Origin of the sequence: Sphaerospermopsis torques-reginae ITEP-024 (assembly GCF_019598945.1) — a bacterium.
In the GTDB taxonomy this organism is placed as follows: Bacteria; Cyanobacteriota; Cyanobacteriia; order Cyanobacteriales; family Nostocaceae; genus Sphaerospermopsis.
In genome coordinates this window covers 4,404,839-4,429,154 of sequence record NZ_CP080598.1, presented here as the reverse complement: position 1 = coordinate 4,429,154, position 24,316 = coordinate 4,404,839, and the positions used below count along the sequence as shown (strand labels likewise).

General features: G+C 37.9%; 14 protein-coding genes, 1 tRNA gene and 2 riboswitches. Of the genes, 2 read left to right on the top strand and 13 right to left on the bottom strand.

Features of this window, described 5'->3' with window-relative positions:
• The first annotated feature begins 357 nt into the window (after window positions 1–357).
• Window positions 358–561 carry a chlorophyll a/b-binding protein gene (locus K2F26_RS20650; RefSeq protein WP_220609287.1) on the top strand — a complete coding sequence of 68 codons (204 nt, stop codon included), beginning with the start codon at window positions 358–360 and terminating at the stop codon, window positions 559–561.
• A gap of 212 nt (window positions 562–773) precedes the next feature.
• Here K2F26_RS20650 and K2F26_RS20645 read toward each other — a convergent pair whose 3' ends face one another.
• The 6 genes from K2F26_RS20645 to rnc all read right to left on the bottom strand — a co-directional run bounded on the left by K2F26_RS20645 (window position 774) and on the right by rnc (window position 8,310).
• Entirely contained in the window at window positions 774–2,111 is a 1,338-nt protein-coding gene (locus K2F26_RS20645) for an SLC13 family permease (RefSeq protein ID WP_220609286.1), read from the bottom strand.
• Between the two features lie 138 nt (window positions 2,112–2,249).
• Complete coding sequence (locus K2F26_RS20640; RefSeq protein ID WP_246605434.1) at window positions 2,250–2,939, bottom strand: universal stress protein; 690 nt, start codon at window positions 2,937–2,939, stop codon at window positions 2,250–2,252.
• Window positions 2,940–3,181: 242 nt separating this feature from the next.
• Window positions 3,182–3,317, bottom strand: a riboswitch (cyclic di-AMP (ydaO/yuaA leader).
• A gap of 311 nt (window positions 3,318–3,628) precedes the next feature.
• Window positions 3,629–4,465, bottom strand: a complete 837-nt coding sequence (locus K2F26_RS20630; protein WP_220609285.1) for an ABC transporter ATP-binding protein — start codon at window positions 4,463–4,465, stop codon at window positions 3,629–3,631.
• A 41-nt stretch (window positions 4,466–4,506) separates the two neighbouring features.
• Window positions 4,507–5,949 carry an ABC transporter substrate-binding protein gene (locus K2F26_RS20625; RefSeq protein WP_220609284.1) on the bottom strand — a complete coding sequence of 481 codons (1,443 nt, stop codon included), beginning with the start codon at window positions 5,947–5,949 and terminating at the stop codon, window positions 4,507–4,509.
• 222 nt (window positions 5,950–6,171) lie between these two features.
• A complete protein-coding gene (gene ntrB / locus K2F26_RS20620) occupies window positions 6,172–7,023 on the bottom strand; it encodes a nitrate ABC transporter permease (RefSeq protein ID WP_220609283.1) in 852 nt (283 codons plus the stop codon).
• Between the two features lie 98 nt (window positions 7,024–7,121).
• A riboswitch (cyclic di-AMP (ydaO/yuaA leader) is annotated at window positions 7,122–7,316 on the bottom strand.
• A 310-nt stretch (window positions 7,317–7,626) separates the two neighbouring features.
• Window positions 7,627–8,310 carry a ribonuclease III gene (gene rnc / locus K2F26_RS20615; protein WP_220609282.1) on the bottom strand — a complete coding sequence of 228 codons (684 nt, stop codon included), beginning with the start codon at window positions 8,308–8,310 and terminating at the stop codon, window positions 7,627–7,629.
• A 721-nt stretch (window positions 8,311–9,031) separates the two neighbouring features.
• Here rnc and K2F26_RS20610 point away from each other — a divergent pair.
• The gene (locus tag K2F26_RS20610; protein ID WP_220609281.1) at window positions 9,032–11,503 is read left to right on the top strand and encodes a lamin tail domain-containing protein; all 2,472 of its coding nucleotides are present in this window, start codon (window positions 9,032–9,034) and stop codon (window positions 11,501–11,503) included.
• A gap of 577 nt (window positions 11,504–12,080) precedes the next feature.
• Here the strand turns inward: K2F26_RS20610 and K2F26_RS20600 are convergent.
• The 7 genes from K2F26_RS20600 to K2F26_RS20570 all read right to left on the bottom strand — a co-directional run bounded on the left by K2F26_RS20600 (window position 12,081) and on the right by K2F26_RS20570 (window position 24,273).
• Window positions 12,081–12,154 (bottom strand) — tRNA-Met (locus K2F26_RS20600).
• A gap of 261 nt (window positions 12,155–12,415) precedes the next feature.
• Window positions 12,416–14,782 (bottom strand): peptidoglycan DD-metalloendopeptidase family protein, encoded by a 2,367-nt coding sequence (locus tag K2F26_RS20595; RefSeq protein ID WP_246605433.1) that lies wholly within the window; start codon window positions 14,780–14,782, stop codon window positions 12,416–12,418.
• A gap of 810 nt (window positions 14,783–15,592) precedes the next feature.
• Window positions 15,593–16,054 carry a tRNA (cytidine(34)-2'-O)-methyltransferase gene (locus tag K2F26_RS20590; RefSeq protein WP_220609279.1) on the bottom strand — a complete coding sequence of 154 codons (462 nt, stop codon included), beginning with the start codon at window positions 16,052–16,054 and terminating at the stop codon, window positions 15,593–15,595.
• A gap of 402 nt (window positions 16,055–16,456) precedes the next feature.
• Entirely contained in the window at window positions 16,457–17,599 is a 1,143-nt protein-coding gene (gene gshA, locus K2F26_RS20585) for a glutamate--cysteine ligase (protein ID WP_220609278.1), read from the bottom strand.
• Between the two features lie 202 nt (window positions 17,600–17,801).
• Window positions 17,802–18,650 (bottom strand): hypothetical protein, encoded by an 849-nt coding sequence (locus tag K2F26_RS20580; protein ID WP_246605432.1) that lies wholly within the window; start codon window positions 18,648–18,650, stop codon window positions 17,802–17,804.
• Entirely contained in the window at window positions 18,631–23,013 is a 4,383-nt protein-coding gene (locus K2F26_RS20575) for an AAA domain-containing protein (protein ID WP_246605431.1), read from the bottom strand. Before K2F26_RS20575 ends, K2F26_RS20580 begins: the two co-directional genes overlap by 20 nt.
• Window positions 23,014–23,355: 342 nt before the next feature.
• Window positions 23,356–24,273: a histone deacetylase family protein gene (locus K2F26_RS20570; RefSeq protein WP_220609277.1), complete on the bottom strand. Its 918-nt coding sequence runs from the start codon at window positions 24,271–24,273 to the stop codon at window positions 23,356–23,358.
• Window positions 24,274–24,316 lie beyond the last annotated feature (43 nt).

Here is a 24,316-nt window from a genome sequence, read left to right as displayed (position 1 = left end):
ATATAACGTTAGATAGAAGTTGAAGATTTTATGATTGTAAATTTATATAAATTCTAGCTTATTTATTAATATCAATACTGTTATTCTTTAGGTGCTTTAGGTGAAAATTTTTGTTTTTTGGATTGTAGTCAGTCAATTTTTGATAGCTGGTTTCCATTTATTTACCATAAAAAATTTTTTCACCATCTCAGGGTAGATTTGTCTGGGTAAATAGCTTTATAATTATCGTCCCTAAGAAGTGCCTCTAGTTTGTACTATAGGCATAAAACAACTGTGTGTGTAAAAGCTACATTAAAGTTAAGCATTAAAAAAGATTAGATTCAGAACCTCAAACTTATTGAAATTTGGAGGTAAAAAATGGAAACTCGCTCATCTACTGATATACCACCCGTTGCTAAAGCTTATAATGGTGTAGATCGTAATGCCTTTATTTTTGGTTGGAATCCTCAAGCAGAATTGTGGAATGGACGCTTGGCAATGATTGGATTTTTAGCTTATTTACTTTGGGATTTAGCTGGTTATAGCGTTCTTCGTGACGTTTTACACATCTTGAGATATTAACGTCAGAAAGGAGATCCAGGAGTCAGGAGTTCTTTATTTTGGATTTTGGATTTTGGATTTTGGATTTTGGATTGTTTTTGTGATCTCCAATCTAAAATCTAAAAAATCTAAAATCTCAAATTTTTCTCCCCATCTCCCCTATCTTGTAACACCTAAATCCCTGACTTCTCAAAGAAGTTAGGGATCTATTTTTTGAGCATTTTGTTTTATGTTTAAAGTAAAAAACGCACCAAAACATACAAAGCTGAAGTCACAAGTTGCAATAAGGTAATAGGAATACCATAATGTAAAAAAGTCTTAAAAGAAATTCTTCTACCATGCTGTTCAGCAATACCAGCAGCAACAATATTAGAAGATGCTCCCACTAAAGTACCATTTCCGCCCAAAGTTGCACCAAACATCATGGCATAAAACAGTGGTAAAACTTCTGGGGGAAACTGTCCTTGAAAATCTGGTGATAAAACTTCTGCTGGTGCTAATCCCACATTTACAAGATATTGTTTAAGTAAAGGGACCATTGCCACTACTAAAGGAATATTAGGTACAACACTTGATAAGATGCCTACTACAAATAACAAAAGTAGAGAACCCAGTAAAATATTTTTACCTAAGATAAACCCTAAAACACCTGATAAATTCTTAATCACACCTGTTTTATCTAGTCCTCCAATCAGCACAAAAATACTCATGAAGAAAATTAAGGTACTCCAATCTACATCTCGCAAAATATTATGAACTGAATCAATTCTGCTTTTGTGTGCCAGTAATAAAGCTAAAGCAGCACCTAATAAAGCCACCGCCGCAGGGGAAATTGGTATTGGTAAAGATTCGCCAATTACAAAAAATATCAACACAAAAGCTACTATCACTCCGCCCACAATTAAAACTCGTGGATGATTAATTTGCGGATGGGGTAATTCTGCCAAATTTTCTAGGTTTTTATGCCAAATTTTTCTAAATAAAATTGGTAGTGTTACTACAACAGTAACAACAGAAATAACTCCTCCTAAACTCAATTTAGCTAAATAATCTATAAAGCTAATATTGACAGCATCACCTACAATAAATGTCGCTGGATCTCCTACTAAAGTTAATAATCCGGCACTATTAGCAACAAACACCATCAAAATTAATAAAGGTACAAAATTAACTCCTATTTCTTCTGCCATTGGCGGAATTAATGGAGCTAATAACATAACTGTAGTGGCATTGGGTAAAACAGCACAAATTGGCGTAACTAATGCCACTATTCCTAATAGTAATTTTTTGCCACTACCTTGAGCAAGAATGACTATTTGTGTGGCTATATAACTAAAGATATTCGTCGGTTCAAATGCTCTCACCAATACCATTACGCCGAAAAACAAACCCAAAGTTCCATGACTTTTACCAATATAACCAACTGCTTCCGGTAAAGTCATGATATTAGTAAAAACTAATATTAATGCACCCAATAAAGCAGCTACCATTAAATCAATCCATTCCGTCATGATTACCACAATGACGGTGATAAATGTGATAATGCTGAAAACAGCTTGCCAGTTTTCCATATCATCTTCCCTGATAATGTGATTGTTTTTTATTGTGTGAAAAAGAGCGAAAAAGCCACCTATATATAACTATAGGCGACTTAGTAGTTGATTATTGCTCTATGGGCATTAAAAATGTATTAAGTAATTCTCAGGTGATTAATCAAGACACCGAGGAATACCCAAAACAGCACAGGGAAAATGAGGATCTAAACGTTCAATCACAGGATGATTGATAGATTGACAACCTAAAACCAGAGCATCAGCAGTTTCTAATTCTACAACTTTTTTCAGTTCAGTAGATAAGTTACCAAATCGTAGATGAGATTTAAAATCACTCTGCCATTCTTGGGCTAAATTTTTGGCTTGCCAAAGAATTTTATCTGCTTTTTCCGGTGCTGAAGTGGTAAGTAACTGAGGTTTTGATGGCGTTAACACCATTGTCTTTGATTGGCTTACTTGCAAATACTGATGTGTTAATTCAGCCCAATTTGGTGGATAATTGAATTTATGATGATCAGAAATACTTGCCTGTTCTTCTAACACATAAACAGCCTGAACATTGACTTGAATATTGCTTGCTAAATGGGTTTGATGTGCAATACAAAAAGCAATATCTAAGGCTGTATGACTATTAGGAGAACCATCATAACCAACAATTAATTTGATGGATTTTACCAATGAATTTTTCTCACTCAGGCATTTTCTTGGAGCAGGTAGTAATACCATTTGCTCAATCAGGTCATGGCGACCAATAGCACTTTGCAAACGTGCTAACAATGGCTTGATTTTCACAGCTTTAACTTCTCTCCCTTGAAACGAATGATGAATGAGAAGCAGGGATGCCAATTTTAGATTTTAGATTTTAGATTTTGGATTCATAAGTAAGTATTCAGCTATCAGTAATCAGCAATCAGCTTTTGGAAACGTACCATCAAAAACAACCATTTGATCACCAAATGACTAAGCAAGCATTCTGATTTCTGAATCCTGAATTTTGACATTCCTAGTTCATCCAAAATCATTGACTAAAATCGCAAATTGATTAAGGAAAACCCAATAACAACTGGTATTACAGCCAAGGTTTTGGGAGTTCCTTCCATTGCCGACGGAGTTAGCTGACGGGCTAAGACTGGAAGGTGTCTTTCAATTAAGATTCGCCCCAATTATTTGGTTCCTCCGCTTCAAATCCAGCTTTCATGAATTTGAATTAGGCTACCCACAGATAAGCATTCAGCGATCAGTAATCAGCAGTCAGCTTTTTAATGGTTACGCCCAAAATCTGTATTTGATCATCTACCGATTTATCAAATATTCTGAAATACTGATGCCTCAATCCTGAATACTGACGTTAAAAGTAGAAATTCAAAATTTTAAATGTTCAAAATTTTAAATGTTCAAAATTTTAAATGTTCAAAATTTTAAATGTTCAAAATTTTAAATGTTCAAAATTTTAAATGTTCAAAATTTTAAATTTCCACTTTTTGAATTGTAGCTTATATTTCTGAATTTGTATACCCAGGAAATAATAATTTATTTTACTCCTCTGAAGTAAAGTAACGGTCTAAAAAATTCAAGGCGTGGTTGCGTAATTCAAAGTATTCTTTAGAATTGCGGATCGCACTGCGATCGCGTGGACGTTTAAACGGAACTTTGAGAATTTCTCCGATAGTGGCGCATGGTCCATTGGTCATTAAAACAATGCGATCGGACATATAAATTGCCTCATCTACATCATGGGTAATCATCATGACTGCTTGACGATGATTTTCCCAAATATCTAATACTTGACGCTGCAATTTACCACGAGTTAAAGCATCTAAAGCTCCAAATGGTTCATCCATTAATAACATTTTCGGACGAATTGCCAAAGCTCTAGCAATACCCACCCTTTGTTTCATCCCTCCAGAAATTTCATCAGGATATTTATCTGCTGCTGCCGTTAAGTTTACCATTGCCAAGTGTTCATTCACAATGCTAATTTTTTCGGCGCGATTTGCATTTTTTAGCACTTCATCCACAGCTAAACGGATATTTTCCCGCACAGTTAACCACGGTAACAGGGAATAATTTTGAAATACCATCATTCTATCTGCACCTGGTTTGCGGATTTCTTTACCATCTAAGCGAACTGAACCTGATGTAGCTTTTTGAAATCCACCAATAATTTTTAGAAGTGTTGATTTTCCACAACCAGAATGACCAATTACAGAAATATATTCATTTTCACCAATTGTCAAATTAACGCCATCTAAAACAACAAACTCTCCTTTGTCTGCTGTGGGATAAGACTTGACTAAATTTTCAATTTCTAGAAATCCATGCTGGGTCTGAACTTGTTGATAATTATCATTTTCTAAGGAAGTATATCTCATGATTAAATTCTCCTGAATTAGTTAATATTTTGTCGGTAAAATTAAGACATGAAGAAACGAGTGGGAGCATTTGCTTTGATAGAAAAACTATTGAGATAGCCGACGGGATCACTGGGATCAAAGCCTTTTTTATCTATGAATACTTCTGGGGGTTCAACTTTATAATCATCCTTGGGACATGGAATCCCCATTTCTGTGGCTATCTCTCGATATAAATCTGTTCTCCAACCTTTTTCGGCTACTTGTTCAGCGTTTTTAGGGATTTCTTTAATTTGTCCCCAGCGTGCTGCTTGAGTCATTAACCAAATACTCCGAGAACGCCATAAAAAGGTGGAATGTTCTCCTAATTCTTGAGGAACGTTATTAGGAAGATCATAAAAAATTGTGGTATCTTCAGCTTTGATTGTGCGGTCTTTACCATCAAAACCACCATAGTTGTAATTGCCAATAATTCCTGGCGATGTAAATTTGCTGATAGGTGCATTTTTATTTTTTGGTTTTGCACCAGTAAAAGAACGATCTGTTAATAATTCGGCTACTTCTTGGCGGTTTTCGGGTTTACTGCAATACTGACAAGCTTCTATCATCGCCTTCACTAAAGAGCGGTAAGTTTTGGGATAATTGACTATAAAAGATTCCATTACTCCTAATAGTCTGTCTGGGTGTCCGTACCAAATTTCTTTACCTTGAGCAAAAGTAAAACCAATACCTTCGTTACCTGTAATTGCTCTAGTGTTCCAAGGTTCGGCGACCATGTATGCTTGCATTGCGCCAATTCTCATGTTTGTCACCATTTGCGGTGGGGGAGTAATAATGATGCGAAATTCTTTGAAAGGGTCAACACCAGCAGCAGCAGCAAGATAACGGGCAAAGTATTCATAAATGGCAGAACTCAGAACTACTGACCAAACCTTCTTTTCTGGGGGTTGTTGGTTAAAATAACCTCGAAAATCTCGCCCAAAAGCTTCTAATGCCCCATCACCGTATTGTTGCTGATATTCATACCAAGGACGTATACCAAAGTCCCACATATCTTTATTCATGGTCATGGCGTTACCATGACGATGTATGGTCATGGCTGCACATAGGGGGGCATGACGCGCCCCTTCTGCACCTATTCGGGCGTTAGTGACTGCACCAGAGACGACAGGGGAAGCATCGAGACGACCAAAAATTAAACCGTCGCGGGAGTTTGCCCAACTAGCTTCGCGGTTGAGTTTGACATTTAAGCCATATTTGCGGAAGAAACCTTTTTTCCAGGCGATCGCAAATGGCGCACAATCATTAACAGGAACATAACCAATAATCAGATCAGGTTTTTCTAATTCTTGAGGTTTAACTACTGGTTCTACAGCTAAAGCTTCTTCTGTCAGTCCTTTAGCAGACCTATCTCCAGAAACAGCACAGGATGACAACGCTATTCCCGCAGTCGTTAAACCTATTCCCTTGATAAAATCTCTGCGAGTCCAATTATTTTCACTCATAATTGTCTACAATTTTGAATTTTAGATTTTAGATGATGAAAAATTCAATGGATAAGCTTTGTCAGCTTCCATCTTTTGACACCATTTTGCAAATTTAGATCAGGTATTCATTAATAAGCTCACCTGAACTTTGAGCTAAATTTTTTACGTAAAAATGATGATCAAACTTTTGCCCATTCTGGGCAACCTAGTTTTTTTCTATTCCCTATTCCCTATTCCCTTTCATTTCACACTTCCTGGACGATGGGTAACAAATTCTTGAAGTTTACCCACCGCGTAATCTAAAATTAAGCCAGTTAAGCCAATTACAAACACCGCCAAAAATACAGAACTGAGATTTAAACGACTCCATTCATCCCAAACAAAAAAGCCAATTCCAATACCACCGGTCAACATTTCTACAGCCACAATTACTAGCCAAGCAATACCTAAACTAATTCTTAAACCTGTGAAAATATAAGGCAAACTGGCAGGCCAAATAATTTTAATAATCTGCCGCCAACGTGGCATTTCTAACACCTGTGCCACATCTATATAATCTTTAGGTACGCTAGAAACTCCCAAGGCAGTATTAATCATAGTCGGCCATAAAGACGTAATGAAAATCACAAAAATAGCCGAAGGATCTGCCAAATTGAAGATAGCTAAAGAGATAGGCAACCAAGCTAGGGGTGAGACAGGTTTAAATATCTGAATGATCGGATTAAAAGCCAGCATTGCCGGTTTAGACATCCCAATTAAAAACCCACAGGGAATTGCTACTAATGCACCTAAACCAAAACCTAATATTACCCGGCGTAAACTTGCTAATAGTAACCAACCAATTCCTAAATTACCGGGACCCCGTTCATAAAAGGGATTTAAAATGTAGTCCAGATTAGCAATTAAAGCTTCAGGTGGTGTAGGCATTAATTCATGATTAGCAAGTGCTACTACCCACCAGAGTAAAATTATTCCTGAAAAACCCGCAACAGGCAATAAAAACTCATCACGAAAAATTACAGGTTTTGCTTTTTTCCACGCCAATTGTCCAGCAACGGCAAAAATTGCAGCTAAATTCAGTTGTAAAATCATATTGTAACCTCAACAGAGTTCAGTACAGATACACTGAATCTGAGCAGTACCAGCCTTGGACACTGATGAGATCAAAACATTATCAAATGCTGTCTCTTCAGTCCCCTCTCAATGCCTACGAAGTTAGCTGACGGACTAGGGTTGAGAGATACCCCTTTTTGGGCGATTTTGGTTATTTTCTAACATTAACTTAGGAATTTATTAACCAATCGCTACAAAAATACGCCCCAAAACTTGGTTCCTCCGTTCCAACGCTGTTGACTCTGGTGCGTTGGATTAGGCTGACTTACTCATAATTAATAGTAACAGCGAAAATCTAACATTGATGAACAGTAATCACATCAGTATTCAAAATAAAAATTAGTTACTTAACTACTGACATCAAGCAGTTTAATTGATTGTGCGCTGTACCTTAGAGGATGTTTGAAAAGTTTTTAATATATAAATAAACCCCTCTCCAAACCTCTCCCCGACGCGGGGAGAGGCTTTGAAACCCCCATTCCCTTGTAGGGAAGGGGGGAAGGGGGGTTAGGTTTCTAGAGATTATCGGTTTCATCTAATACTTTTCAAACAACCTCTTAGATATATGTCGCTCATCAATTATTACAATAAACCTCGTTTTTTCAATTTAGCGATCGCATCCTCAGCCGCAGCCTTTTCTGCTTCTTTTTTACTCTTTCCTTTCCCTTCTCCCAACTCTTTACCATCTACAAATACTTTGGAAAGAAATTCCGGTGCATGATCAGGACCTCCGGCTTTTTCTGTGACATATTTAGGAGGTTCTTGGATACCTTGAGCTTGTGTCAACTCTTGTAATCTGTTTTTTGAATCTACATTTGATCTCGGTTCTACCACATCTTCCGATACAGAATCAAATAATGGTTCAAGAATGACTTTAAGTGGTTCAACATTAAAATCATTATCTAAATAATATGCACCAATTACAGCTTCAAAGGTACTACTTAAAAGGTTAGGATTTTGCAAACCTCCATCTCTAATTGTCCCTTTTCCCAATCTCATCCTCAAATCTAAACCAACTTGTAAAGCGAATTTCGCTAGTTGTTTTTCTTCCACTAATGCAGAACGAAGACGGGTTAATTCATCCTCTCCTTTTTTGGGATAACGACTGTACAAATATTGTCCACTGAGGAAGTTTAAAATTGCATCTCCAAGAAATTCTAAGCGTTCGTTGTGTTCGCCTTCTCCTGGGTTTTCGTTGACATAAGAACGATGGGTTAATGCTTGACGCAGGAGTTTTTCGTTATTGAATATCAGTAGTTTGTGCATTTGATCTTGTATTTTTATTGTGTGTTTGCTGTTGTAACTAATGTGAAATATGGAAAAATGATAAAACCCCAATGTGCGGTTATCATAAACTAATTATTTCTATAAACTGATATTTTATAGCGAGTAAATAAATTAGGGTGTACCTCATAACACTGGGAAACGCTATATAAAATTAACACATTAGACCAAGTGTTCAAAGGAAGGAACAAAGCAAGACTTGTCACAAAAGAATCCTGCTGTTGAGACAACTACTGAAACCTGTGGTGTATAGTTCTGCTTGAGATGGGATTTCTGACATTTCTCACATAGCATTTATATTTGCCTGTTAGATTTGTATAATTACGTAGTGAAACTGGAATGTCAATACTGTATTTAACGTATTTTCAAATACAGATTTTCATACAATACAATTATTTTAAGGAATTAAAATTTAATATTTTTTTAATCAAAAATGTGAGTTAGATATTATTGCTAATAATACGTAAACTTATATTAAGTAAATATCAAATATTTGACATGATGTATTTTTTTTTGATACCTTGTTTTACGAAGATGAAAAGCCAAAAATGAGCTTGAAAATTCAGCCACAATCATCCCCAAACCAGACAAATTGCCAAAAGGTATAGTGTTAAATCATTATACTTCCAATAGGCTGAAAATTTTGCATTAATCATAATCAAAAACCAAAAAACTTTGGATCAAAATTATAAGGATCATCAACATGAGCAACGATTTAACCGGTGGAAATGAACTGAAAAGCCGTGGAGTTTGTGATACAAGAACCAACTTTTATTTAGTAGATACTAACAATCCCATTAACATTAATGGCGATATTAATGGCTGGGAAATTTGGGCAGATACAATAGCTCCTCTACAACTGATTATTTACCGAAAAGACGGTAGTTCTTGGTCAGTAGTAGGTAAGAGTGACACGAAAACTCCTGTGGTAGGACTTAACCAGTTTTCCCTATCTACACCCATGACAGTTAAACAAGGTGACTTTGTTGGGATTTATTATCCTGGAGGAGGTTCAGTAAGTTTCAACCGCACAACAGATAAAGAAGCTTGGGACTTGGGAAATTTAACTGGTAAAGTTCTTTTCACTACCACTGGTGCTGGTGCTACAGCCTTTTCTGGCTCAAGTAATCGCGTTTATTCCATCAGGGTAAAAGGTGTTGCACAAGTAATACAACCTACAAGTGATAAAACCATACCAGGTGTGATAGGTATTGGCATGAACAATCAACTATATACCAGAAAGACCTTAACCAGTAATTGGGAACATATTGCTAACAGTGGTTCAGTATTGGGGATTGTATGTTATTCAGGTGTAGCATTAGCACCCAAGAGTCAACCAGAAGTTAAACCAGAAACTACACCAGTTTTGAAATCTTTAGGTCGAATTGTCGTTAATGCAGACGAATGGACTATAAGTGATGCAGGAATCAAAACTACACCTGATGCAGCTACATTTGCTCTGAATATTGCCAAATATTTTGTAGGAGAAAATAAAGGCAAATTTCATGTACTTTCCAATAATTTTGGTTTAACCGGAGCATCTCTAGAACAAACAATGACCAAAGCGGATCATACTTGGACCAAGGGAATGAATATTCCTATTAACCTAGAAACCCTGCAAAAATATGACGGGATTTTTATTGGTGGTGATCCTGTAAATAACCAAGTTTTAATTGAATATGTGAAAAATGGCGGTAAGGTTTACCTTTGTGCTGGCACCGGTCAAGGAGGAGCGCAAGTAGAAGCAAATAATTGGAATACTTTCCTAGCTGCGTTTGGCTTGAAATTCCAGGGAGCATACAACGGAATTGGTGGTAATATAGCAGTTAATAATCCCAATCATCCTCTCTTTGCAGGAGTCAAAACCCTTTATCAAAACAATGGTAATTCCATTACTGATTTACAAGCTGATTCACCATTAAATCAAATCATTCTCGCTCATAGTAGTGGACAAGGATTAATAGGTACTGCTGAATTTATTAAACCTCCTGCACCAGAACCAACACCACAAGCGATCGCTCAATCAACACCAGAAGTTAAACCAGAACCAACACCAGAACCGATCGCTCAATCAACACCAGAAGTTAAACCAGAATCAACACCAGAATCGATCGCTCAATCAACACCAGAAGTTAAACCAGAATCAACACCACAAGCGATCGCTCAATCAACACCAGAAGTTAAACCAGAACCAACACCACAAGCGATCGCTCAATCAACACCAGAAGTTAAACCAGAATCAACACCAGAATCGATCGCTCAATCAACACCAGAAGTTAAACCAGAACCAACACCACAAGCGATCGCTGAATCAACACCAGAAGTTAAACCAGAAACCACGGTTGAAAGCACACCAGAAACTCCAGTTAGTGACTCAGAAGAATTTACCATTACTGCTACTCAAGGTGTCACCATTTCCAAACTATCTTACAAAGGTCAAGTCAAACGTACTCAGTCTGATGAATACATAGAAATTAGCAATTTTGGTAACATTCCTGCTGATATTTCTGGTTGGAAAATTACTTCTGCGGGTAGTCCTAAACAAGTATTAACTTTCCCCCAAGGAACTGTGTTAGAAGGTAGTAAGAGTTTCTGTGTTTACACCAATGAAGTACATCCTGAAACCGGTGGTTTCTCTTTTGGTAGTCGTTCTGCAATTTGGAATGATGCAGGGGATGAAGCAAAATTGTTTGATGCAGCAGGAAACAATGTTTCTACTTTAGCTTATGGTAAAAACACTGTTGCAGGTATCAAACAAGAATTAAAAGTTCCTCAACTCAAGTTTGTTGCTACTTATAATGCAGTTAACAAACAAATGTCTTTAGGTGGAAAAGTAACATTTACCGAAGCTGTATCCCTAGCAATTCGCAGTTTCTTAGAAGATGAAAGTGATGCTGAAAGTCCTTTAGGATTAATTCTCAATGATCCTGATAGTTTTGATTTACCAAATGATGTTACCAAAGCAGTCGCTACTGAAAAACTGCGTTCTTATCTCAACGAAAATGGGGTATTAACTTTATATCCTACTGAGAAACGTAGCACCGCAGAAAATGGCGAAACTGTAGATAAAAATTGGATTTTTGAGTTATCACTAGATGCAATGAGTGATGTCATCTTTTGGGCAATTGTACCACGTTCTGGTAATGAAAAAGTCTATAACTATGGGTTTTCATAGGTAGGTTTTTCATAGGTATTTAATCAAGATACCCTACTTCTCTAAGAAGTAGGGGATCTGAATTTTGCAAGTTATCAAAGTGTATTGATATCAATTCCTTTAGCTTGCAATTTAGCTAATAAGTCTTGATATTTTTGTTGTTTCTGTTCTAAGAGGTTGTTTGAAAAGTCTAAATTCATACATCCCTTGGCGATTATAAATCGCGTCTACACAGACCAAACCCACCTTCGTGGGTTCAAAAGCCTTGATTTTTCATTAGTCCACTAGTGGACTTCGTTTGTATAGTAGCGAATTATATTCGCCGATAGCATAGCTTGGCGTTAGCCATAAACTTTTAAAACATCTTCTCAGGCAATGATGAAAAATATTGTATCTAATCCTTTTTGGTGGCTTTTTTGATCTCTGACAGTTGAGGGTGCGGAATGTGGGTTCCAATCTTCACTGACTTTCCTTGACTATCTTAGGGTGTGCAGAGCATAGTCAAAAAATAGTCAAAAGGGTGCTAAAACAAATATTCAGCCCTCTAGAACTAGTGATCACTAGGATATGAAACCCTTATATAGTAAGCTTTATTAAATGGCTCAGGTCGGATTTGAACCAACGACCCCAGGCTTATGAGTCCCGTGCTCTAACCAACTGAGCTACTGAGCCAAACGTTTCATCAACATTCATTAATATAGCACACTATTTTGACTGTGGCAATGACCCAAACGAATTTTTTGCCAAATTTTTTCTCCCATATAGCCGTATACAAAGTAGTTAGGACATCAATATAATAATGAACCTCTTACTACAAAACGGTTTTACTCCTGCCTTCTGCCTCCTACCTCCTGCTATATTTCCAAAATAAAAGAGGGAGTCAAACTCCCTCCACAAACAAGACAATTACTAAATTAACCAGCAGCCAAGTATTTACAGGCGTGCTTGTGTCCGTGATGGCAAGAAAGCAATAGGGTTAACTGCGCCCTTACCTGAAGGATGAACTTCAAAGTGGAGGTGGGGACCTGTGCTAAACCCAGTGCTACCCATAGCGGCAATGGTTTGTCCTTGTTCCACTTCTTGACCTACTTGCACTAAAATCCGGCTGTTGTGAGCATAGCGGGTCATGCTGCCATCAGTATGGCGGATATCAACCAAAAGCCCATAACCACCGTTATTCCAGCCCGCTTTTACAACCCTACCTGCGGACGAGGCGTAAATTGGCGTACCAACGCCGTTAGCAATATCAATACCTCTGTGCATTCTACCCCAGCGCCAGCCATAGCCAGAGGTAAGCACACCCTTAGCAGGCCAAATATGAGCGTTGGCAGAGGAAGGCTCGGTAGTTTCTTCAACAGATTTAGGTAGATACATATCTACTGCTGCCAAAGGTGGTAAAGCTGGGGATACTCTGGTTCCGCGCAAGTTACCCAAGGAGTCACTAGAGTTGACACCAGCGGGAGGTACGTTTAACCTAATGCTAGAAGAACTACCAGAGGAGTTACCAGGTAAAGCTGTTTGCCTGGATAGGAATTGGGGGTTAATTGGCTCGTTATTGGGTCGAGCCGCACTTATTAAGGGCTTAATCGGTGGTTGACTATAGCCTGGTTGTATGGGCTTGGGTACAGAAATTGATACCGCATTCAGTTGAGCATTAACTGGAAAATTTGTTTGATTATTGGCTTTCTCCACCACAACGGGGACTGGTGTATTTTCAGTTTCATCCACGTTAGCCACAGTTACACCTGACTGTTGAGCGCGGTATTTTTCCCTTAGTCTTTCAAGTTCGGCTTGCAAGCTGCGGATACGCTCAGGACCTTTGAGCTTTGCTGTTTTTTGAGGTAGTTGTTGCTCTGTTTGTGTTTCTGTCGCAATATCCAGTTGTGAATTATCACCACCCACTGTCAAGGAATTAGGAGCAGTGAATTCAGTTTCTGGGGTTGGCGGCAGTTGATTCCCAGCTACAGGTACGGGAATAGCAACACTGCTGTTGTTCCTAGCGACTGGTGACTGTTTGACTACAGGTATGGGAATGGCAACACTGTTATTGTTGCTTTCCACTGGTGACTGTTTGACTACAGGTACGGGAATGGCAACACTGTTATTGTTGCTTTCCACTGGTGACTGTGGAATCAGAGGTAGATTAGCTTCTGGATCAGGTTTACTCAGAGGAGAAACAGCAAGTTTGGGATTGCTGCTAGGCCGGATGAAAGTAGGACTGATTGCTACAGTTGGCTGAGTGTAACTGGTAAGCTCTGCTTTAGCTGTGGGAATAATCAGTTTTTGACTGATTTGCAGCTGGTTGGGATCATCGAGATTATTAGCTTTGATGATATCGGAAACAGAAGTCCCGTAATTATCAGCAATCTCGGCTAATGTGTCTCCGGGTTTAACTTCGTAGGTTGTCGTTGCTGATTGCGCGACAACTGCGGGTACGGGTGCAGGTGTTAATGCTTTCTGCACTGGCGCACTTGTTTGTTTATCCTGTTTTAACCTGGATATCAGGTCGGCTTGGTTAGCATCTATCACCTCTGCCGACTGTACTGGCAAACTGTTATTAGCTACAGTTGTTGGTTGTGCTACGTCAATACCAGTTTCTGATAACTTATTGGTCTCATCAGACCGCAACTGGGCAAGACTATTTCTTAAACGGTTGGATTTTTCCTGTAAGCGATTGAGTGCGAACTCTTGCTGCGCTTTCAGTTGTGCATTAACATCATTGCTAACTGGGTTTGCTGATTCTACTATTACGACTGGGGATTGAGAATCAGCAACACCCTGATTTTGAGAAAATTGCGATTCTGTCTGGGACAGTGGTTGTTCTGTTTGTAACCGAGATTGAACTGAGTTGTTATTCAATCCCTGCTCTACTTGGGGTTGCAAGTAGACAGCATTTTTGTCAGCTTCTGATGCACGAATTTGCACAGCCATTTCCTTGGCTGCAACTGGCCATTTAGCTTCAAGCCCAGGCACTTGCGAAACTGCTGTTGGTTCCCCGACGATGACAGGATTTTCAGGCGCGCTCGCTGAAGGGACTGCTTGGGACTCCAGCTTTGTGGCCGCAAATTTTATCTCAGTGTCAGAAGCAGCAGGAATTGTTGAGGCTGCTTTTTGACTGCCAACAGGAGCGGCTGCTTGGGCTTGATCGCTTTGTCGAGTCACCAAAAGGCTGGTTGCGCCCATTGAGATTGCCAAGCCAATCATCGCGGCTTGGGTTCCCGCCCGGCGGTTTGTTTTGTGAATTGTCTCATTTGACGGCTCGATCGGGACACCATCGCTGTTGGGAGTATTGTTCAACACAGCCTTTACTCTCTTTTTCAATGCTCGTTTCAAAGACGACCTCCTATGATCACGCTTCGCTTAACTGACCTTGATTTTTCTGTTGGATATTAATCCATAATTTGAGATCACATCAAACGATAGATCAAGATCACATTCACCAGAGATACTTAGGCAAGATTAACCTGCTTCTCTGATTTAGACAAGTTCACACTTGTTAGTCAACCTTAAGGTTTTTGCGTTGAATTGTCTGTTTTCACTCCTCACAAAACCCAGGATTTTTCGATTTTGATAGTTATGGCTGATGCTCCTGCTTTCAAAGCGGGGACTAGACAAATCTGATAGCTTTGCTCCCGTCCACTATCGCTGTTAGCATTTGCTCTGCTGCAACTTTCAAAAAAACGATGTTCCTGCTGTAGATATTTTCTAAGTTTTTTTATCTAATCAGTCTTATCAACAGGAGACTTTACGGCTTTTATTTCCTAAAAAACAACCGTACAAATCCGCAGCAGTTTCTGATATGGTTGACTGTATTTCATAATACAAATAGCTAAGATGCTTGACAGTAGATGCTTTGATGATTTTACCTCTGACAGAGATAAAATTTCAATTCACTAAAATCTATCATTGTCTCTTGGCTTGGAATCAAAGTTTCTATACAAATTTCTTATATGACTATCTTTGGAATCAGCAATTTTTTTTATCTGGGTTTATTTAGTATGGAAACGTTCTCACAACCAAATCCTGCTTCTGTAATAACACTTAAGTAGTTAAGTGGAGAATCTGCTTCTTTCCTCACTAATTCAGTCTTTATAGGGAAAACCTAGCTAACTATTGTAGATACCCTAACTGTCGTCGGCATTCAAACAAGCCAATAGCCACACTTACGGATAGATTCAAGCTGCGAACGCCGGGTTCGTGCATGGGTATGTAGAGGGTGGAGTCACAGACATTGAGAACATCTGGCGGTAAGCCTGTGGTTTCACTGCCAAACAATAACCAGTCATCTGCTTGATACTGGTAATTTGTATAGTTAAAACTGCCACGGACGCTAAACCCCAATAATCTGCCGCCTCGCTGTTGATGGACGATTTGGAATGCTTCTGGGGATTCATGATAGTGCAGTTTGACGTAAGGCCAGTAATCTAAACCTGCTCTTTTGAGATAGCGATCGCTAATTTCAAATCCTAAAGGACCTACCAAATGCAATTCTGTCCCTGTAGCTGCACAAGTACGGGCAATATTGCCTGTATTTGGGGGAATTTGCGGGTTAACTAAAACTACCTGGGGCATAAGACAAGTCAAAAGTCAAAAGTTAAAAGTCAAAAGTTAAAAGTCAAAATCCTGTACGGACTGAGGAAGACACTGAAGTTTATGAGTATATCAGACGAAATCTACCTAAAGACAGAGATAGACGACCTATAGGTTTTGTTAATAGGTATTAACCACTAAAGAAAGATTAGATTTTTAAAACAATAAGGTCAAGGAGTCAGGAGGCAGGAGTCAGGAGTCAGGAGGCAGGAGTCAGGAGTCAGGAGGCAGGAGGCAGGAGGCAGGAGGCAGGAGGCAGGGGAGCAGGGAGCAGGGGGAGAAAAGGAGGTTAATAACCCAATCACCAATCACCAGTCCCCAGTCACCAGTCACCAGTCACCAGTCACCAGTCACCAGTCACTAGTCCCCAGTCCCCAGTCACCACTAAGCGACGACAGAGGAACACAATAATTTGCTTTCTAGTTCTTGTTCCCGTTCTTGGGTGGCAATGATGGCTTGTTTAATGACTTGCTGGGCATCGACACCAACTTTGTGCAACTGTAACCATTGTTGGGCTTCGTTGCCTTCACGGAGAATTTTCTGTAAGGGAGACAGGAAACAACCGAAGCCTTGTTGTTTGGCTATGCCCCAAACTTCTTGATATAGCTGGTTAATCCAATCTCTGGCGAGTATGGTACTACCATCTTGCCAATGTTGCAATTGGGCATCAAGACTGGATGTGGCTGCTGCCATTTCATTTTTAGCGGTTATGGTAATTAGTTCTTCAGGTGAGAAACTGCTTTGGGTTAAGGGGTCAATATTGGGGTTATCAATGATTTGCAATAACCGCGTTTCTAATAAGGCTGTAATTGCTAATAAGGAAATAGGATCTGTAACTAAATCACAAATTCGCAATTCTAAGCGATTTAAATCATAAGGACGGCGATCGCCATTTGGTCTCACTGATGTCCACAAATGCCGGACATTTTGCATTGTCCCGACTTTTAGCTGTGCTTCCACCCATTGAATATGATGGTCATGACTGGCAAATAGGGGTACATGACTGGGAGTTTGGGGGAAGAGTCCCCAACGAGTAGAATGATAACCTGTGGCTTTGCCATCTAAAAATGGTGATGAGGCGCTTAGGGCAAGGAAAAGGGGCGCTTCCATACGGATAACCCGACAGGCACGCATTAATATTTCTGGATCGGAAATGCCAATATTAATGTGTACGCTGGCGGTGACAACTTTTGTCCCGTAGGTTTGCTCAATGTAGTCATGATAGGGGTTAGAGAGGTCAGAACGGTAAAAGCGATCGCTTCTTCCCAAGGACAGGGTACTCCCTGGTATCAATGTGTAATTGTTTAACCGCTGCAAATATTTCCGTAACTGCTGACGTGGGCGCAATAAACCACACAATTGATTTTCGTAACTGGTGGAAGCTTTAGTGATGTATTCTACGTTGCGGCTATCTGGCTCTCGCATAAATCCCTGTAAATCCGCAACAATTTGGTCGGAGAGACCAACTATTTCACCTTGAGGTGTGCCAGTATACATCTCAATTTCAAAGCCTTTCGTTAAGACCACTTTATTTTGCTCCTTGGCTCTCCTAATTTTAATAAATTGTATCAAATTTAACGATTTTTTGCATCTGGTGATTGGGGATTGGGGATTGGGGATTGGGGATTGGTGATTGGTGATTGGGGATTGGGTAGTAATTTATAATTACGAATTACCTATTACCCATTACCTATTACCTATTACCTATTACCTATTACCTATTACCCAATTATGAATTACTCATGATTTTTGCTCGTGCAGAATTGATGGTTGCATCAGATAAATCACATAATGCTGCTAAGGAAATTCTGCCTTCATTTAATAAAGAATTTACCCTAGTTGATGCTGCTTCTGATATGCGCTTACCGCTACGAATTTCAATTTTAAATTTATCAGTTATGGCATCGAAAATCACAAACAAAGATATATTTTTCCAAATTATTTGTGTAGGTGGAATCACCTTAAAAGCAGTGACTATTTTTCCTGCTTCTGGTACATGAAATGTTAATCCTGAATTTTGAATAATCTGCTGGATTCTTTCCAAAGGTAAAATAGAAATATCAATATTTATATGTTCTATCTTCACCAAGTTAGCTAAATCAGGTAATTTCATGGGTACATCATTATTTAAATCTTCATTTTTACAGGTAAGTTTACCTTCTAAAAAATCGGTAACTGCATAAATTTCCACTGTATAAGCCGGCAGTGGTACTGTACCTTTTTCATAAAATAACTGTCCTTCTGGTGTGACGGTAATAGGTGATTTAAATGCCAAAGTTTGTAATGATTGAAGTGTGGAAATTGTACTGTGAACAAATACAGGATCAAGTCCCAGGATAGATGCTAATTCATCTCCTGTTGGTGGGGGTTCAAATTCCAGTCCAGCACGGATAATAAACTCTTCCATGACATTAAATGGACGTGGTTCTTTAACTGTTAATTCTAAGGTATTTTTACGCAAACTATAGCGAAATTGACGGGCGGCAAAAACTGATAATTGGGGATTTTCTGTTTCAATTTCGGTGACTATATTTTTGAGATGCGGATCAATATTTCTATCAACAGAACCAGGAAACATCAATAAAACCTCCATGACGATTGGCGAGATTTGCTACTTCTGAATACATTCGACCAACTTTACCAGAGTTGCTGGTAAATAAATCGTGACAACCAACAATTACTAATAATTCTTGAGCGCGAGAAAAAGCGACGTTTACCCGTTCTGGTTTTTTAGCAAATCCCACATCTCCTAAAGGATTATTCCGCACCATACTGACAATTACAACTGGTCTTTCCATACCTTGAAATCTATCAACTGTACCTGTTCTAATGTGCAAGGAGGGAAAAAGTTCCGGTTGTAAACGTTCATCTATTTTTCGCAGTTGAGCGCCATAAAATGTAATGACTGCTATTTCTTTTTTAGGTTCACCATTAGCAACTCTAGAACTCCAAGCATTTTCAAATTCTTGACAGATTTTTTCAATGACATCTACTTCTTGGGGATTAAAAAATGATGTTCCTAATTTTTCTTCTGCAAATTCCTCTTCTCTGGGCATTGTCACCCACATTAAATGATGTTCTGGTTTAATGATTTCACCTGCTAAATTATGGGCGCGTTTGCTGTCTGGTTCTAAAATGCCACATTCTAATTTACCATCATAAAACTGATTGATTGCTCCCATAATATTGGGGTGCATTCGATATTGGTTATTGAGCATTTGTTTAATGCTATTATCGGCATTTTCAAACTGAAATTTAAATAAGGATTCTTCGAGAAATCGCATTTCTTCTCTAGAATGTCCCATTGTTTCTGCGACTTCTTCTATTGTGTCAATTTCTAGCATTGGTGGTAGTTGTCGGTGATCTCCTACCATGACTAATTTTTTGGCTTTTAATGCGGGTATAACTAATTCTGGTGGTGTACATTTACTTACTTCATCAATAATGACAACATCAAAATATTTAAATTCTTCGGAGAAGTTGTAATTTGCAGCTTGCACGCAGGTGATACCAACGACGTTAGCGTTATCTAAATAAATTTGTCTTAAGTCGTTACTATCTCTTTCTGAAGGTTGACGTAGTTTGGTAATCCAATCTTGGACAAAGTTTTGATATTTGTGCAGATAAGTTTCTTCTATTTGTAGTTGTTCCTGCCACAGTTCAAATTGATTTTTTATCTGTTGTAAAGATTCCAGATGCAATAAATCTGTTTCTGAATTTTGGGGTTGATTTGTTTTAAATTTATCAGGTATTTGTTGCCAAGTCAAATTCCACCAGTTTCTTTCTGTGATTAATTCATCAGGTATCTGTGATTGTAATTTATCTGCTAATTCATTTAATTTCTTTTGGGCTTTTTCAATTTTTAGCAAGGAGGATTTAGTGGTTTTTTTGAGTTGTACTAACTCTGTTTGCAAGGATTCTTGAATGACTTCTAATACAGGAAAAGCGTCTAGGGAAGAACTTAAATCATCAAGATGGGTGATGCAGTTTTCCCACAGTTGTACTTGGTTAGTAAATTCTTGATGCTGTTGCCAAATATTTGATGGTGTGGCTAAAAATTGTGCGGTGAGATTTCTTAATTTTGCAGGTAAATGGGGTTGTTTATGCAGTTTTTCTAAAATTCTCACAACTTGTTCTAGTTGAGATTTGACATTTTCATTGGCTTTTTCTACTTGAGCTTGAGTTTTTGATATTTGTTCTGGGGTAATTTGATTATGGGGTATATTATGGGGTAGGTTTTCTGTTGTTGATTTTTGCGGTTGATTTTGTTTTTGCAATTTATTTAATTGTTGTTCTGTTTCGGTTTTGACTTTGAGAATACATTGACGAGAGTTAGCAAGAATTATATCTAATAATTCTTCTGTAATTCGCATTAACGTAGACTCGATGTTATTTAATTCATAAGCTGTGCTGTAGGTTTGTTGCAATTGCATTAACCAAGATTGGGTATTCTCAACTAGCAATGTTCGCTGTTTTGTGGTGAGAAATGGATAATTTTTAAATTGTTGATAGGTTTCTTGCCATTTGCTGCGATCGCTCTTTTCTAAAACTATGGGAATTTGACTCAAATGCTGTTGCATAAAATAGCTAAAATTATACTTTTTCCCTCTTCTATCACTAAAATTACCTTCAATTTCATAGGATAGAGCTTTGATTAATATTTCCCATCCTGGTTGTTGAATTTGATAATTTTTAGGTAATATTTGCAGGTTTAAATTTTGAGCAAACATCAATAACCCTATTGGTAAATTCAACATTGCTGCTGTGAGGGTTAAATCGGATTCTTGGCAATTTTGCAAGACTTGATAAAGATGCTCAAAAGCGGTGATTTTCCATTCTTTAATTGCTTCGATCAGATAATCAATTTCTCGTTTACGGTTTTGCCAGATTTGCAGGTTTGTTTGACAACTTTGCTGATAATTATACAATTGTTGATATTCTGTTTGTAACTGATGCAATGATGCAGAATGTTTTTGGAAAACCTGTACTAATTGAGCTAAGTCTGACATAGCTATGGTTGCATCATAAGCATAGGAGAATGTGGATTGAAATCCCGCAATTTCATTTACTACTGTTTCCCGTAACCACACTGCTAAACCAAATATACCACGTTCAGGATGAATTATACCAAGTTCATCTGTATATTTAAGTGCTTGAGTCACTTGTTTGCGGAAAGTTTCTACTTGCTGATTTTCTAATGTATAAGGTTGTAGACGGGGTAAAAATTCTTTAATTTCTGGATCATCCCAATTGATATTTTTGGGCTTTTTGAGGATATTTTTCAATTCCTGAGTCAGAATTTCTATTTCTGTTTGATTTTCCATTAATTCATGATAAACGGTTTCCTGGCTTTGGTACAGTTCCTCTAATTTAATTTGTTCATCTTTGCTTTTTTTCTGTTTATTATGTAATTTTTCTTCAGCTTTTAAATAAGCTGTAAATCTTGGTAAGTCTGCCAATAATTGCTGGAGAATATCCAAATTCTCCCGACGTAAATTAAGGTTACTTTCGCAGTCATTAGCGGTATTTTCTAACCATTTATTAATGACTTGTTCTTCTAAAAATGCTTGTCCTTCTTCTCCCACTTTTTCAGCTTTTCCTTTGCGGACAGCACGAATAACAGGGTTGTGAACTAAGCGACTTAAAGCATTATCAACTGCTAAATTAGCTTGGGAAGTAATCAATGTCCGACCACCACGCAAAGCAATTTGATAACAAATTTCGGCAATTACTGTGGTTTTACCTGTTCCTGGTGGACCTTGAATTAAAACTAAATCTTCTGCTGCAAGTACCTTTTCTACGGAAGCTTTTTGACCTGCATTTGCAGCAGCTAATAATAAATCTTGAGAGTTGAGTTGAACTGTTTTTTCTATAGGTCTAGCTTGGGAAGCATCAAATAAGAAATCACCTAAATAGGGGTTTTGGGTACGTCCTTGTTTTAATTGTTCTAAGGCTTTTTCTTTTCGTTCTATTTGTTTAATATCACCGGCAGCATCAAAAAACAAGTATCCTTGTGTTGGTAGTTGATAATTTCCCGCTGCTATATATTCTAATAAATCCCGGTCAATTCTAATGTAAATAAGATTATTTTCAGGATCAATTTTTTCAATAGTTCCTAGTTGACGACTGGTACGACGAGTTATTTCTGTGGGTACAGTATCAGAAAATTTAATATCTTGATTTTTTGCCTGTTTTACTCGTTCCCAAAAGTTATCTACGTCTATATAATTTTCTTCCTCACCATTAAGCGTGGCTGAGTTAATATTAATTTTTAAAGCTATTTCTTTTTGTGTGTGGTCATATTGGGAGTCAAAAAAGTTCACACAAAATTGTCGAGCTTTAGCAATACGTTCTTCTACTTTTAAAAATGCTTTCCAAGCTTGTAATTGAGCTTCTGTGGGAACATGATTACCGCATATTGGCATTTTGTTGATCTTTGCCAATATCTGAGGCGCAATATTTACAGTTTCATGATAATTAGGAACTAATTGTAATGGTAAAGGTAAAGCATAAGCGTCAATTTTTCCCCGTGAAGGTGGTAATAAATAAGCTGAGAGAATTTTTAAACCACCAGTACCATTTTTTTTCACTACTGCTCTCAGTCCTAAAGTTTTCTTGAGTTCTTTGAGTCTTTTCGGTAGTTTATATTCTCTATCATCTGTAGCAATTGTTAAATCCCAAATTTCTTCTCCAGTGTCTTTTCCTTGCCCTTGACGACGAATATAAAATAGACAAGTTTGTTTACCTACACATTCAAAAATTAATTCATAAGCACGTTCTTTTTTTTCTCGAAAATCGCTATAAGATTTAACTTTTTCTTGTCCCTCAAAACTGCGAATTATGTTATCAATTGTGGAATTTAATAAGCTATATCCCCAATTTTGATATTTGTTACTTGTGACTAAGTTCGGCATGGATATTCTGGCTTTTTGAGATTTCATAGAATTAATTGATCATTAAACAGGTTTGATGTTATTTTTTAGGAAAACTTGGCATCATACAGCAGGAGTCAGGAGTCAGGAGTCAGGAGTAAAACTAGCTTGGTGTATAGGTTTCAATTTAGATTCTGCACCTCATTGATCTGCAATCTGCTGTAAGTAATGAAATTCATTCAGGTAATTCAGTAATTTAAAATATTATTACCGATATTACTGATTTGTGTAATTGACATTTTGCCAAATGAATTAACCGCAAATTCCACAAAGGAATGATGAGGAAAATTTGTCATATATCAGAAAGTCATCATCAATGTTGAGCATGGTTTTCAAGGTTTTAAAAAGGTTTTAAAGATGAAACTGGTGATAAACTTGACTGGCGGCTCGATGTAATAAAGAATGTCTCCAAACTAAGGATTTCATATCATCAGCATAACCACCACCAATCACGCAAGCCACTGGATACCCAGCACTGACACAGGTTGTTAAAACCTGCATTTCGCGGCGAAAAATTCCTGTGTCGGTGAGAGCTAATTTCCCTAGTTTATCATCTATATGGGTGTCAACTCCAGCATCATAAAATATTATATCTGGTTTAATTTCTGTGAGTAAGTCTGGTAGGTAATTAGCTAGGGTTTGTAAGTAAGCATCGTCTTCCATTCCTATGGGTAATGCAACATCTAAATCACTTGTTTGTTTGGTGCTAGGGAAGTTAATTTCGCAGTGCATGGAAAATGTAAAAACGCTGTGATCATTTTCAAATATAAACGCTGTTCCATCTCCTTGATGTACGTCTAAGTCAACAATTAAAATCTTTTTAGCAAGTCCTAATTTTTGTAAAACGCGAGTAGCAATTGCTAAATCATTAAAAATACAAAAACCAGATCCATAATTAGGAAAAGCGTGATGTGTTCCACCCGCAGTATTACAAGCTAAACCTTGGTTTAATGCTAATTTAGCCGTTAATATTGTTCCACCTACTGCTACACAGGTGCGATTTACTAAAGCTGGACTCCAAGGTAAACCAATGCGTCTTTGTGCTTTTGCTTCTAATGTTCCTTCGCAGTAAGCTTGTACATAACTTTTGGTGTGGACTAATTCTATTAATTCTTGCGGTGGACATTCAGGAGTGTGAAACTGTTCTGGATGTGCTACCCTGTCAGTCAATAGTAATTCATACAGTTGTCGAAATTTCGACATGGGGAAGCGATGTCCAGGCGGTAGAGGTGCAATATAATCTTGATGGTAAATAATTGGTAGATCCATTACTTAGGTGAAGTACACCAATAAATTTTGAGGTTAACTACTA

Bases quoted from the DNA above. Each gene is read 5' to 3' on its own strand.
- K2F26_RS20650 (WP_220609287.1), top strand. From the start codon at position 358: ATGGAAACTCGCTCATCTACTGATATACCACCCGTTGCTAAAGCTTAT.
- K2F26_RS20645 (WP_220609286.1), bottom strand. From the start codon at position 2,111: ATGGAAAACTGGCAAGCTGTTTTCAGCATTATCACATTTATCACCGTC.
- K2F26_RS20630 (WP_220609285.1), bottom strand. From the start codon at position 4,465: ATGAGATATACTTCCTTAGAAAATGATAATTATCAACAAGTTCAGACC.
- K2F26_RS20625 (WP_220609284.1), bottom strand. From the start codon at position 5,949: ATGAGTGAAAATAATTGGACTCGCAGAGATTTTATCAAGGGAATAGGT.
- ntrB (WP_220609283.1), bottom strand. From the start codon at position 7,023: ATGATTTTACAACTGAATTTAGCTGCAATTTTTGCCGTTGCTGGACAA.
- rnc (WP_220609282.1), bottom strand. From the start codon at position 8,310: ATGCACAAACTACTGATATTCAATAACGAAAAACTCCTGCGTCAAGCA.
- K2F26_RS20610 (WP_220609281.1), top strand. From the start codon at position 9,032: ATGAGCAACGATTTAACCGGTGGAAATGAACTGAAAAGCCGTGGAGTT.
- K2F26_RS20590 (WP_220609279.1), bottom strand. From the start codon at position 16,054: ATGCCCCAGGTAGTTTTAGTTAACCCGCAAATTCCCCCAAATACAGGC.
- K2F26_RS20580 (WP_246605432.1), bottom strand. From the start codon at position 18,650: ATGTTTCCTGGTTCTGTTGATAGAAATATTGATCCGCATCTCAAAAAT.
- K2F26_RS20575 (WP_246605431.1), bottom strand. From the start codon at position 23,013: ATGAAATCTCAAAAAGCCAGAATATCCATGCCGAACTTAGTCACAAGT.
- K2F26_RS20570 (WP_220609277.1), bottom strand. From the start codon at position 24,273: ATGGATCTACCAATTATTTACCATCAAGATTATATTGCACCTCTACCG.